This is a genomic window from Winogradskyella forsetii (genome assembly GCF_013394595.1).
In the GTDB taxonomy this organism is placed as follows: domain Bacteria; phylum Bacteroidota; class Bacteroidia; order Flavobacteriales; family Flavobacteriaceae; genus Winogradskyella; species Winogradskyella forsetii.
Genome location: NZ_CP053348.1, coordinates 2,760,177 through 2,773,179, shown reverse-complemented (window position 1 = coordinate 2,773,179; position 13,003 = coordinate 2,760,177). Strand labels below are relative to the sequence as shown.

The 13,003-nt window shown below is 35.4% G+C and carries 12 protein-coding genes; 5 read left to right on the top strand and 7 right to left on the bottom strand.

Annotated elements, in window-relative coordinates; all coding sequences use genetic code 11:
* The first annotated feature begins 18 nt into the window (after positions 1-18).
* The gene (gene acs / locus HM987_RS12010) at positions 19-1,935 is read left to right on the top strand and encodes an acetate--CoA ligase (RefSeq protein ID WP_256867369.1); all 1,917 of its coding nucleotides are present in this window, start codon (positions 19-21) and stop codon (positions 1,933-1,935) included.
* Positions 1,936-2,460: 525 nt separating this feature from the next.
* On the opposite strand, the gene HM987_RS12005 is transcribed toward acs, so the two are convergent.
* Positions 2,461-2,625 carry a hypothetical protein gene (locus tag HM987_RS12005; RefSeq protein WP_179004103.1) on the bottom strand — a complete coding sequence of 55 codons (165 nt, stop codon included), beginning with the start codon at positions 2,623-2,625 and terminating at the stop codon, positions 2,461-2,463.
* A 188-nt stretch (positions 2,626-2,813) separates the two neighbouring features.
* On the opposite strand from HM987_RS12005, the gene HM987_RS12000 reads away from it, so the two are divergent.
* The 3 genes from HM987_RS12000 to ahr all read left to right on the top strand — a co-directional run bounded on the left by HM987_RS12000 (position 2,814) and on the right by ahr (position 5,995).
* Positions 2,814-3,476, top strand: a complete 663-nt coding sequence (locus HM987_RS12000; RefSeq protein WP_179008311.1) for an HAD family hydrolase — start codon at positions 2,814-2,816, stop codon at positions 3,474-3,476.
* Between the two features lie 66 nt (positions 3,477-3,542).
* Complete coding sequence (locus tag HM987_RS11995) at positions 3,543-4,910, top strand: serine hydrolase (protein ID WP_179008310.1); 1,368 nt, start codon at positions 3,543-3,545, stop codon at positions 4,908-4,910.
* Positions 4,911-4,990: 80 nt separating this feature from the next.
* Complete coding sequence (gene ahr / locus HM987_RS11990) at positions 4,991-5,995, top strand: NADPH-dependent aldehyde reductase Ahr (protein ID WP_179008309.1); 1,005 nt, start codon at positions 4,991-4,993, stop codon at positions 5,993-5,995.
* 120 nt (positions 5,996-6,115) lie between these two features.
* Here the strand turns inward: ahr and HM987_RS11985 are convergent, their stop codons facing one another.
* From HM987_RS11985 to prfB, 5 genes are all read right to left on the bottom strand, one after another.
* On the bottom strand, positions 6,116-6,487 hold the full coding sequence (locus HM987_RS11985; RefSeq protein ID WP_179008308.1) for a hypothetical protein: 372 nt from the start codon (positions 6,485-6,487) through the stop codon (positions 6,116-6,118).
* An 81-nt stretch (positions 6,488-6,568) separates the two neighbouring features.
* Positions 6,569-9,103 carry an outer membrane beta-barrel protein gene (locus tag HM987_RS11980; RefSeq protein WP_179008307.1) on the bottom strand — a complete coding sequence of 845 codons (2,535 nt, stop codon included), beginning with the start codon at positions 9,101-9,103 and terminating at the stop codon, positions 6,569-6,571.
* A gap of 120 nt (positions 9,104-9,223) precedes the next feature.
* Positions 9,224-9,694, bottom strand: coding sequence for a hypothetical protein (locus HM987_RS11975; protein WP_179008306.1), 471 nt, complete (start codon positions 9,692-9,694; stop codon positions 9,224-9,226).
* Positions 9,695-9,704: 10 nt separating this feature from the next.
* The gene (gene arsC / locus HM987_RS11970) at positions 9,705-10,046 is read right to left on the bottom strand and encodes an arsenate reductase (glutaredoxin) (RefSeq protein ID WP_179008305.1); all 342 of its coding nucleotides are present in this window, start codon (positions 10,044-10,046) and stop codon (positions 9,705-9,707) included.
* Positions 10,047-10,130: 84 nt separating this feature from the next.
* Positions 10,131-11,235, bottom strand: a protein-coding gene (gene prfB / locus HM987_RS11965; protein WP_179008304.1) for a peptide chain release factor 2 whose coding sequence is annotated in 2 segments (ribosomal slippage) — positions 10,131-11,171 and positions 11,173-11,235 — 1,104 coding nt in all. Because the reading frame shifts where the segments join, the coding sequence is not laid out codon by codon here.
* Positions 11,236-11,453: 218 nt separating this feature from the next.
* On the opposite strand from prfB, the gene HM987_RS11960 reads away from it, so the two are divergent.
* Entirely contained in the window at positions 11,454-12,476 is a 1,023-nt protein-coding gene (locus HM987_RS11960; protein WP_179008303.1) for a threonine aldolase family protein, read from the top strand.
* A 173-nt stretch (positions 12,477-12,649) separates the two neighbouring features.
* On the opposite strand, the gene HM987_RS11955 is transcribed toward HM987_RS11960, so the two are convergent.
* Positions 12,650-12,973 (bottom strand): YbaB/EbfC family nucleoid-associated protein, encoded by a 324-nt coding sequence (locus HM987_RS11955; RefSeq protein ID WP_179008302.1) that lies wholly within the window; start codon positions 12,971-12,973, stop codon positions 12,650-12,652.
* Between the last annotated feature and the right edge of the window lie 30 nt (positions 12,974-13,003).

Here is a 13,003-nt window from a genome sequence, read left to right as displayed (position 1 = left end):
TTCAGCTCAAAAAACAACATCCAAAAAATGAGTAATTATCACATCAAACAGTTTGAAGAATATTTTCAAGTCTATAGAAAATCAGTGCGAAATCCAGAACAATTCTGGGAAGAAATAGCTGAAGAACATTTTGTATGGCGAAAAAAATGGTCTAATGTGTTGAGTTACGATTTCAAAAATGCCAAATTCAAATGGTTTGAAGATGCTAAAGTCAACATTACCGAAAATTGTTTGGATAGACACTTGCACACCAGAAGAGATAAAACGGCAATCTTGTTTGAACCCAACAATCCGGAAGAAGAAGCGGAACATATTTCTTACAAACAATTGCATGAACGTGTATGCAAGTTAGCCAATGTGTTAAAAGATAAAGGCATAAAAAAAGACGATGTCGTTTGTATTTATTTACCTATGATTCCAGAATTGGCAATTTCAGTTTTGGCATGTGCTCGCATTGGAGCGATTCATTCGGTTGTTTTTGCTGGTTTTTCCTCAACGGCCGTTTCTTCAAGAATTAATGATTGTAATGCCAAAATGGTCATAACGTCAGATGGGTCTTATCGTGGTGCAAAAACCATTGATTTAAAAGGTATTGTGGATGACGCTTTAAATGATACACCAGGTATTGAATCTGTTTTGGTCGTGAAAAGAATCAATTCAGAAATCCGCATGAAAGTAGGACGTGATCATTGGTTAGAGCCACTAATGGAAGAGGCTTATTCAGATTGTGTTGCTGAAATTATGGATGCAGAAGATCCTTTATTTATTCTTTATACCTCTGGTTCCACAGGAAAACCAAAAGGTATGGTTCATACCGTTGGAGGATATATGGTCTATACCGCTTACACCTTTAAAAATGTGTTTCAATATCGAGAGGATGATATCTATTGGTGTACGGCCGATATTGGTTGGATTACAGGTCACAGCTATATAGTTTATGGGCCTTTAGTGAATGGAGCAACCTCTGTAATGTTCGAAGGTGTACCGAGTTATCCTGATTACGGACGTTTTTGGGATATTGTTGAAAAACATAAAATAACACAATTTTATACCGCACCAACAGCGATTAGAGCTTTAGCAAAACAAGGATCGGAATTTGTTGAAAAATATGATTTATCCTCACTAAAAGTTTTAGGATCGGTTGGAGAACCCATCAATGAAGAAGCTTGGCATTGGTACGATGAAAACATAGGAAAAAAGAAAAGTCCGATAGTAGATACGTGGTGGCAAACCGAAACAGGAGGGATTATGATTACTCCAATTCCGTTTTCAACACCAACGAAACCGACTTATGCTACGCTGCCTTTTATAGGAATTCAACCGGCTTTAATGGACGAAAATGGAAAAGAGCTGAAAGGCAATCAAGTAGAAGGACGATTATGTATTAAATTTCCTTGGCCTTCAATGGCAAGAACGATTTGGGGAAATCATCAGCGCTATATTGACACCTATTTTTCGGCGTACGAAAATATGTATTTTACAGGAGATGGCGCGTTGCGAGATGAAGTTGGTTATTACAGAATCACAGGTAGAGTAGATGATGTCATTATTGTTTCTGGACATAATTTAGGAACCGCACCAATTGAAGATGCTATTAACGAGCATCCAGCAGTTTCGGAATCTGCCATCGTTGGATTTCCACATGACGTCAAAGGAAATGCACTATATGGTTATGTCACGTTGAAGGATGTTGGGGAAAGTAGAAATCATGACAATCTTAGAAAAGAAATCAACCAGCTCATCACGGACCGAATTGGTCCAATTGCCAAACTCGATAAAATTCAGTTTACGGAAGGTTTGCCAAAAACAAGATCAGGTAAGATTATGCGTCGAATTTTAAGAAAAATTGCGGCGAATGAAACTGATCAACTGGGTGATACCAGTACTTTGTTGAATCCTGAAGTGGTTCAGGATATTATGGATAATGTTTTGTAAAGAAACTAAGAATTAAAATGAATAATGAATAATTAAAAATGAAGAATTAAGAATTAAGAGAATTGAATAAAGACTATAGACAAAAATTCCAAATTACAACAACTAAATTCCAAAACAGTATAAATTAGTATGTTGTATTAACTGATTGAGATTTATGATTTTTGCATTTTTTATGTTTACTTCAACTTAGAGAATCTTCTTCAATGGCAATGACGAATGTTTCAGTTTCGTGCGATATTAAAAAGGTACTCACAAATTTTTAGGTTCTATCGCGCACCTAGTTCCGACAAAGTCGGACTCAACGATTTTCAGAAATAATGAGCAATGAATAGTGTTGATTTACTAAATCTAGGAATGGATAAGTAATTCTATAAAGAATCCTGATTATTAAAGTATTAGCGAATGGTGCTTTGCAATTTCCTAACAAATCGTTTTGATTTTTTGGTTCGTTTTGTATCAACACAAAATGAACATAGGAAAAAAAACTAAGCTATAACGAAGTCAAAAACACGGGGTTTTGAAACTCTAATTACCGTTTTCTTTTTTAGCATTAGCCAATTCAACAATAGCCTTCAAACGCGCTTTGCGCTCAGCATCTTTTGATTTTATCTTATTCTTTTTCTGAGCGATTAGTTTACTGTGTTTGGCTTTGTTATTGGTATTTTTCTCTTTTCCCTTTTTTGCCATCATTAGTTGCCGCAAAAGCGGTAATCTTTTTATTTGTTAATAAATATGTACAATGCAAAGCTAAGCATTATTATAATCAAGAATTCAATTATGACTCCTTAACCCATTATTGGATTTTGGGATTTTATTTTTTTGGATTTGAATAGGTTTAAGCATATACTTTTTTAATTTCGCTAAAACAAAAAAAACCTATGCTAAAAGCCGTTTTATTTGATATGGATGGTGTCATTGTGGACACAGAACCATTGCATCGCAAAGCCTACTATCAAATGTTTGAGGATGTAAATATTGAAGTCAATGATACACTTTACGAATCCTTTACTGGGCAATCCACTATCAATATCTGCAAGCGCTTAGTCGATCATTTTAGTTTGACTGAAGCACCTGAAACTTTAGTCAATATTAAAAGAAAACACTTTAAATATTTATTTGAAAATGATTCTGGTTTGGTTTTAATTGATGGCGTTTTAGAGCGTATTAAAGATTATCATGCCAACGGTTTAAAATTGGTTGTGGCGTCTTCAGCTTCCATGCCAAATATAGAGCGCATTTTTGATCGTTTTGATTTGAATCAATACTTCGTTGGAAAATTTAGTGGAGCAGATCTAAAGAAGTCTAAACCACATCCGGAAATCTTTATCAAAGCCGCAAAGCATACTGGTTTTGATGAATCGGAATGTATGGTTATTGAGGATTCAACTAATGGCATAAAAGCCGCACATTCAGCAGGAATTTTTTGTGTGGGATTTAAAAGCGAACATTCAACTGGTCAAGATTATACCTTGGCGAGCATAGTAGTTTTAGACTTTAATGAGATAGCATATTCTAAACAGGACAAGTTTTTTAAATCGTAGTCTTAAATACTAAGAATAATGTAACTTAAAAATAGCTTTGTAGTCTTATAACTAAACCTTCACATCATGAAAAATTTATATCTATTCTTCATTGCATTAACCGCATTTCAATTTACGATTGCACAAGATTTAACGATCCCAGCAGATGTTAAAACTCATATTCAAGAACGAGTTGACCAAGGGTTTAATCCAAGTATTGCCATGGCCTATATTAAAGGCGAAAAGGTTGTTTATTTCAATTATGGCAATACATTATTGGAAAACGGACAACCTGTTGATGAAAATACGATATATGAAATAGGTTCGATATCAAAAGTATTTACGACAATCATGCTGGCTGATGAAGTCCTAAAGGGCAACATGAAACTAACAGATCCAATTTCAAAATATTTACCTTCATTTGTGAATGTGCCAACTGGAAATGAGAAAGCAATTACGTTGAAGGATTTGGCATCACATACTTCGGGATTGCCAAGAATGCCAGATAATTTTAAGCCTAAAGATAGGAGTAATCCATTCGCAGATTACACTATAAATCAGATTTATGAATTTTTATCATCTTTCGAGTTAACTAGAGATATTGGCAGTTTATATGAATATTCTAATTTTGGAATGGGTTTACTGGGACATATTCTCGAATTGCATTCTGGCAAAAGCTACGAGGATTTGGTTATTGAAAAAATTGCAAAGCGATTAGACATGGATGACACCCGAATTGTATTTACGGATAGAATGAAAGAAAGGCTGGCTTACGGTTATAATGATGAGCTCAAACAAACGAACAATTGGGATATAACGTCATTGGCAGGCGCTGGCGCCATAAGGTCTAGCACAAGAGATATGGTAAATTTTATTAAAGCCAATATGGAAACTAACAATTCAAGTTTGAACAAAGCTATGAAATTGAGTCATCAAATTGCATTTTCCGACGCCACTAAAAATTTTAATATTGGTTTGGGATGGCATTTTGCCAAAAATGACTCCATAATTTGGCATAATGGAGGCACAGGAGGTTACAGAGCTTTTATTGGATTTAATAAAAATACGGATGAAGGTGTTGTGGTTTTGACCAATTCAACTTTTTTGGTAGATGCTATTGGGTTAAAGGTATTGGGTCAGGATGTAAAATTAGAATTGCCGAAGAAAAGAGAATTTCCTGATATAGTTGAAGTTGATGAAGCCCTATTGGAAAGTTACACAGGCAAATATCAGTTAGCGCCAGAGTTTTTTATTTCCATCAAAAGAGTTGGTAATCAATTATTGGCGCAAGCAACCAATCAACAAGAATTTGAGATATATGCCTCTTCAAAAAATGAATTTTTTCTTAAAGTTGTAGAAGCAAGCGTAACTTTTAATTCAAATGACAGTGGCGAAACTACTGGTCTAGTTTTGCACCAAGGTGGTCGAAGTATGCCAGGAAAAAAAGTAAACTAAAACTTTTTCAAACATTAACGTCAGACTAACATAGTTTGTTTTTGGTTTTACTTAAATTTAGAAAACCAAAAAATAAATTTATGAAAGTAAACGCATACGCAGCAAATTCGGCAGGATCAGATTTAGAAAAATTCGATTATAATTTGCCAGACATTGGTAAAGAGCATGTGGACATCAAAGTGCATTATTGTGGCCTTTGTCATAGCGATTTAAGCATGATTAATAACGATTGGGGAAATTCTCAATTTCCGCTTGTTCCAGGTCATGAGATTGTAGGGGAGATCATCGCCTTAGGAAGCGAAGTGAAAGGGCTCAAAAAAGGAGATAAAGTTGGACTGGGATGGTTTTCAGAATCCTGTATGCATTGCAATCAGTGCATGGATGGTAAGCAACATTTATGTAGCGATACAGAGGGAACTATTGTTGGTCGTCATGGTGGATTTGCAGACCATGTCCGTGGGCATTGGTCTTGGGTAACTAAATTACCTGATGGCATTGATATGGCTAAAGCAGGTCCATTGTTTTGTGGAGGAATAACCGTTTTTAATCCTATTGTATTGTCTGGAGTGCAACCCACAGATAAAGTAGGCGTTATTGGTATTGGTGGCTTGGGTCATATGGCGTTAAAGTTTTTGAAAGCTTGGGGTTGCGAGGTTACTGCTTTCACGTCTAATAAAGATAAGACGGACGCTTTAAAGAAAATGGGAGCACATAATGTTGTGGACTCCACAGATTCAGACGACTTAGAAAGTATAGCAGGAACATTGGATTTTATCCTAAACACCACAAATGTGAAACTTGATTGGAATGCCTTTTTAACCACATTGGCACCACAGGGAAAATTACACACCGTTGGTGCGGTTTTAGAACCGATGGAAATACCAGCCTTCAGCATGATTGCAGGTGAAAAATCCGTTGGTGGAAGTCCGTTGGGAAGTATAGCCCTAACTAGAAAAATGTTGGAATTCTGTGTGAGACATGATATTTATCCAACAGTTGAAGAATTTGAAATGCAAGATGTTAATAAGGCCATCAAACATTTACATGATGGAAAAGCTCGATTTAGAGTGGTATTGAAAGCATAAACGATTTCATTGAATTTTGATAGCACATATTTTAATGTTTTGTCTTAGTCAAAATTGATGAGCAGTACCTTAATTTAAAAAAAAGCACCCTTAAAATTATAAGGGTGCTTTTTCAGTCAGTCAATGCTGATAACATCTGCCGTTTGTGTTTTTAGTTTTGCGCTTACAGCGTTCACCAGCTTTTGTTTTGCCTGTACATTGTGTTGCTGTAACTTTTTTAGAAGAAGTCGGCGTGTCTTGAGGAGTTGATCTTAAGGCTGTTGACTTGGATTTTAATCTTGTGTTATCTGTGTTTGGTTTACAGGTCTTACAAGCCTGATAACCTAAAGATTTGGATTTTTCTAAGCTTATTTCTTTCTTAGAATATTTCAGATAACGACAATTGCTTTGATGATATTTTTCGCCTGTTTTTGTGGTGTAAACGGTTTGAGCGGAAATGCTATAACCTAGGTTTATGGTAAGAAATAAAATGATTGTTCTTAGCAATTTCATGCTTTGTTTAAGTTGAGCTCGTATTTAATCTTAACGGTTAAAATACAGAATATAAAATAAACACTTCATAAAACTTAAATACTACCCTTCAAAATCCATATCATCACCATTACCATTTTCGCCGTTTCCAGAGCGTTCACGTTTATTTAGTTTTTGATTGAATCTGTAAATCAGGGATAAATTTATTTGTCGTTGTCTCCATTGGGATTCGCTATAGCGCTCAAAGAATTCTGTTGTAGTTAAAGATTTTCGTTTTCTGGAATTCAGTAAGTCCCTTACGTTCAAGGATACTGTGAGACTATTGCTTTTAATCTTAATCTCTTTACTGAGCGCTAAATCAATGGATAATAAACCTTCAGTATCTGACTGAGCGTCTTGTTGAGCACCTCTATAAAAAGCATTTGTTTGCCAATCGATTTGCCAAGGTACAGTCACTTTAGAGCTGAAACGTGCAAACCAACTCGTATTTTTTGCGCTGTAATCAACACCATTAAACGCACCATCAGTTTCAAACTGAAAAAAATTAAAACTGGAGTTGAGGCGTAACCATTTGTTAGGATTATATAAAACACCTAATTCTGCACCTGTACGTTTATTGGTTGAAAGGTTAATAGGAATGGTTCTAATAATATCAATTTCGTCAGTGGTTTGCTGTCCTGTATTTTCTTCTACACGCTCAAAGGAATTGGTTTCAACTTGATAATAAATAGAAGATGTCAATGTCAATTTTTCCCAACGTTTTAGATAGCCTATATCAAAAGCATTAGAAAAAGCAGGCTGTATGTTGGGATTTCCCTGAAAAACATTCGTTCTGCTAGAACGTGTTGGGAATGGGTTGATGAACCAACCTCTTGGTCTGTTGATTCTTCTGTTGTAACCTAAAGTAATACTTTCTTCACTATCAGAATCAGCTCCACTTAAGTTGTAAATAAGATTAACAGTTGGAAATAACCCTAAATAATTATTGTCAAAATCGGTTTTTATAGGAAACTGGTAGGCATTCTCTAAATCTTCGTCAGATAGTCTAGAATCAATATTTCCTTTTAGTTGTGTGTGCTCTAATCTTAATCCCAATAAAAAAGAGAACTTCCCGAACTTCGTACCATATTGGCTATAAATGGCATTTACGTTCTCATCATAATCAAAAATATTGGTAATGGTGTCATTTCTAACAAGCTGACCCGTTTCTAAATCTTCCTGTTCCAATCTGTAATCGGTAATTTCATTTTCCAGGTTACTTCTAAAACCAGCTTCGAAGCGAGAATCTTCACCAATCGGTAACACATAATCTGCCTGAAACAAATATTCCTTTTGATCTTCGTTGGTAAATTCCTGTTCAATCTGAAAAGGTTCAGGATCGGTTTGGTCGGTAGAAAGATAATCTTCATTTAAAAACGTAAACCCTTCTTCACTATCATTTTCGTATTGAAAATCTACTGTCAGTTTGTGGTCAGCATCATCACCAAAGCGTTGAACAAAATTAACTGCAATTTGATAGCTATTATCCTGTTCGGTGTCTCTTTCGCGACGTAGTGTTTCTTCAACAATAATGCCATCATTAAATCGCTCACTTTCATTTATAGCCAAATCTGCATCACTTCCAAATCGATAAAAGAGACTACCTGTTATGGAAGATTTGTCACTGAGGAAATATTCAATTCCCACATTTGCATTATAGTTTCTATTGAGGCGTTCAACTTCTTCGTCTTCAATAATTCTGCGGAAAGTAGGCGAAATAATTTCACCATCTTCTACACGGTCAAAACGGGTAACATCATTAAAACTATTTCTAGGTGCATCAAAATACCTCCAACCTAAATTGGTGAATAAATTATATTTTTCGGTTCTATAATTAAGACTTGCATTCAAACCAATATTATCGGGATTACCGATAGTGGAGTTAATAGAGCCATTAAAACCCAACGTTTCTTTTTGGCGTAAAATGATGTTTAAGATACCTGCTGTACCTTCGGCATCATACCTTGCAGATGGAGACGTAATAACCTCGACACGCTCAATAGCTTCTGCAGGTAATTGACTCAACACGTTGGTGTCCCCAAAACCAGCTAGGGCAGAGGGCTTACCATTAATTAAGATTCTTACATTACCATTGCCTCTAAGGCTTATGGCGCCATCAATGTCTACCGCAACAGACGGTACATTATTAAGGGCGTCACTTACGGTTCCACCAGCTGTGGTTAAATCTTTTCCTATGTTATAAACTTTTTTATCTAGTTTTATTTCAACCGTTGTGCGTTCGGCAACAACCATAACCTCATTTAAGGTATCAACATTCAATGCAAGATAAATAGTTCCCAAATCGGTGTCTTTTGAAATAGTCTGTTCTGGGAAAGTCTTTGTTTTGTAGGATATGTATTCTACGGAAACAATATAAGTTCCTGCAGGAACTTCGACATTAAATTTACCATTGGTATCTGTGATGCCACCAGTTATGATTTTGTTATCTTCTTTTGTTTTAACAACAACCGTTGCATATTCTAAAGGGATGTTGGTATCTTTTTCAAGGACGGTTCCTTTTATTTTAACGTCTTTTTGAGCGAAAGAGAGAGTTAGTGTGAAAACTAAGAATAGTGTAGTACAAAGACGTAATTGCATTACAAAAGTTTAAAGGTTAGTCTGCTTTAGACTTGCAAAAATACCTTTAGTTTAACCGAATAAGGTTAATCTTTTGTTAAACACATTTATTAGAAAAGTGTGTTTTTTTGGATGTTAAAATTAGTCTTTATCTTTTTTTCGTTTTTTCCTTTTTCGTTTTTTCTTCTTTTCTTTTACGACCTCTTTTTCGTCAAAATCACCTTTGATCATATCTTGGATCTTAGTCATGTCGTCCTCAGAAATAAGGTCTTCAAGTTCTTTAAAATGTGTATTTTCTAATTTCTCTATCGCACTTTTTCGATCGATACTATGATTGAACTCCGTTTTGAAAATAACCATTTTTTCATCAAAAAAGCTAAGTATCTTTTGTTTAATGATATGCTTCTGAAATTCGTCTGCTTCTAAAGTCGTTAAGAAGTTGTCAACATATTCTTCCTTTCGTTCTTCAATCTCCCGTTCTCGTTTTGCAATTTCTTCCTCAGTAGGTTCCCTGTTGGTTTGAGGAATAGTATTGGTGGTATTTCTCCGTCTTTGAGCGTGGATGTTTAGACCTAAAAGCAATGCGAAAGCTATTAAAATTATTTTTTTCATTTTTATTATTTTATATGATGTCATTAATAGATTCAGGCGGTCTGCCAATTACTGCTTTTTCTCCGTTCACAACTATTGGTCGCTCAATGAGTTTGGGGTAATGAACCATTGCCGCAATGATTTCAGTATCCGAAAGATTTTTTCCTTTATAATCCGATTTCCAAATGGACTCGTTCTTTCGGACTAAATCAATAGGTTTTATACCTAGTTTATCTAAGATTGTGATTATTTCCTGAGAAGTTAACTGATCTTCAAGATATTTAATAGTCTCAAAATTTTGACCAGATTCCTCAAGTATGGAAAGTCCCTGTCTCGATTTTGAACATCTTGGGTTGTGGTATATTTTAATCATAGCATTTCCCGAGAAAGCGGGAATCTTATTTATTTAGAAATGAAATTTGTTTCAATATTTCAGTAACGTTTTTCTTTATTACAATTATAATGCCGAATCTTCTTTTTGTCCCATTAGCATCAAATACGCTTTCAAAAATGGTTCTATATCGCCATCTAAAACAGCATCAACGTTGCCGGTTTCGTGCGCAGAACGTACATCTTTTATCAATTTATATGGATGCAACACATAATTTCTTATTTGGCTTCCCCATTCAATCTTCATTTTCCCAGCTTCAATATCATCACGTTGTGACATTTGCTTTTGCAATTCTATCTCGTATAATTGGGATTTTAACATTTGAAGCGCTCTGGCGCGATTATCGTGTTGTGAGCGTGTTTCGGAGCATTGAATTTGTATACCAGAAGGTTTGTGTAACAGTTGGACTTTTGTTTCAACCTTATTTACATTTTGCCCTCCAGCGCCACTTGATCGTGCAGTTGTGATTTCAATATCTGCTGGATTGATGTCAATTTCTATGGTATCATCAACCAATGGATATACATAAACCGAAGCAAAACTGGTATGGCGTTTGGCATTACTGTCAAAAGGAGAGATGCGGACTAAACGATGCACGCCGTTTTCACCTTTAAGCCAACCAAAAGCAAAATCGCCTTCAATTTCTAAGGTGACTGTTTTAATGCCGGCAACATCACCATCTTGCAGGTTGAGTTCTTTGACTTTAAAGCCGCTTTTTTCAGCATACATTAAATACATACGCATCAGCATACTTGCCCAATCGCATGATTCTGTTCCGCCTGCGCCAGCTGTAATTTGAAGCACGGCACTTAGACTGTCGCCTTCTTCAGAAAGCATGTTTTTAAATTCCAGTTTTTCAATAGCATTAACTGCGGCTTCATAGCGATTCTCCACATTTTCCATGGGAGCTTCGTCTTCCTTATAGAATTCGTATATGACCTCTAAATCTTCAAATAAGGTTTTAGCTGCATTATAACCATTAACCCAACTCTTTTTCTCCCGAATGGATTTCATAACCATCTCTGCGGCTTTGGAGTCATTCCAGAAATTAGGGTCGAAAGTTTGTTCTTCTTCGTTGGCGATTTCTATGAGCTTAGCATCTAAGTCAAAGATATTGTCTAAGTATGTCTAGACGGGAATTGAGATCTTTTATTTGATCTGATGTTATCATGATTTGAAGTAATTTTATACAAATATAGTATGTGGATTTAAAGTGCCATAATTTTGAATGGGTTTTTTAGAAAGGTCACCACTAATTTCATGAATTAAATCGAAAAGCATAATTTATATGACCTATTTAGATGCATTATTAGATTACGATAATTTTGAGTTGTTTTTAGAAATAGCGTAGTTTTATATTTTATAAATTCGTATCAAAAAAATAGATTCATGATAATAGACTTAAGAAGTGATACCGTTACCAAACCTTCAAAAGCCATGCTCGAGGCGATGCAGGCTGCCCAAGTTGGAGATGACGTGTTTAGGGAAGATCCAACGGTTAATGCATTGGAAGAACGCATGGCACAAATGTTCGGTAAACAAATGGCTTTATTTTTTCCTTCTGGAAGCATGGCAAATCAAGTCGCCATAAAATTACATACCAATCCCGGAGAGCAAGTGATCTGTGATAAATATGCGCATATTTATAATTATGAGGTTGGAGGTGTAGCATTTCATAGTGGAGCGTCTTGTAAATTGATAGATGGAAATCGTGGCATGTTTACCGCAAAACAAGTTGAAGATGCGATTAATCCCTCGGAATATTATTACAGTCAAACCAGTTTGGTGGAAGTAGAAAACACAACCAATAAAGGCGGAGGCGCATGTTGGGATTTTCAGGAGTTTCAACACATACAACAAGTTTGTAAAACCAATGACCTAGGTCTTCATTTAGATGGTGCAAGATTGTGGAATGCAATGGTTGCAAAGCATGAATCGCCAATTCAATACGGGGAAATTTTTGATACTATTTCAGTTTGTTTGAGTAAAGGTTTAGGTTGTCCTGTAGGTTCTGTATTGATTGGCGATGAAGATATTATGAAAACATCGCTCAGTTTAAGAAAACTATTTGGTGGTAATTTAAGACAAGCTGGGTATTTGGCTGCAGCAGGGTTGTATGCTTTGGATAATAACATAGAACGCTTGGCTGATGATCATAAACGTGCCAAGGAGATAGGAGTGGTCTTGTCTAACTTGTCATGTATTGAAAAGGTAGAACCCATAGAGACCAATATTGTGATTTTCGAATTAGATAATAGTGTGGACGAGTCTGCTTTTATAGATCAACTTCTTGAAAAGAATATTCGCATTATTGGTATGGGAAGCAATAAATTACGGATGGTCACTCATTTGGACTATACAGATGAAATGCACGAAAGATTGCTAACAATATTAAATAAATTAGAACTTTGATAGTTTTTTTCTAGTGATTGTTATTAAATTGAGTAAATGACTTTTTTTCTAAGCAATTTTTTTGATATTTCCCCTGCTGGAACAATCAAAATTAACATCACAAAACGTATTATGGAATCTAAAACGTCCTCAATTTTGAGAACGCCATTCAAATTTTACTAATAAAGGGGTTTTTATTTAAACATATCCATACCAGGAATATTTGGCATACCTTCTTTAGCTACCGCCGCAACTTCTGCTTCATGGACGTTAGTGGCTTTTTCAATGGCTTTATTAAGTGTAAGAATTAAATAATCTTCAAGCATATCTTTATCTTCAAGCAGGCTGTCATCAATCTGAATAGTTTTAATAGTTCTATTGGCGGTTATGGTAACCTTTAATTTAGCATCATTACTCGATTCGTCAATTAAAACGGTGTGCAAGCGCTCTTTAGTTTCTTCAACCTTCTTTTGAGCTTCTTTTAATTTGCCCATCATTCCCATCATATCTCCAAACATATTCTCTTGTTTTAAATTTATAAGATGTAA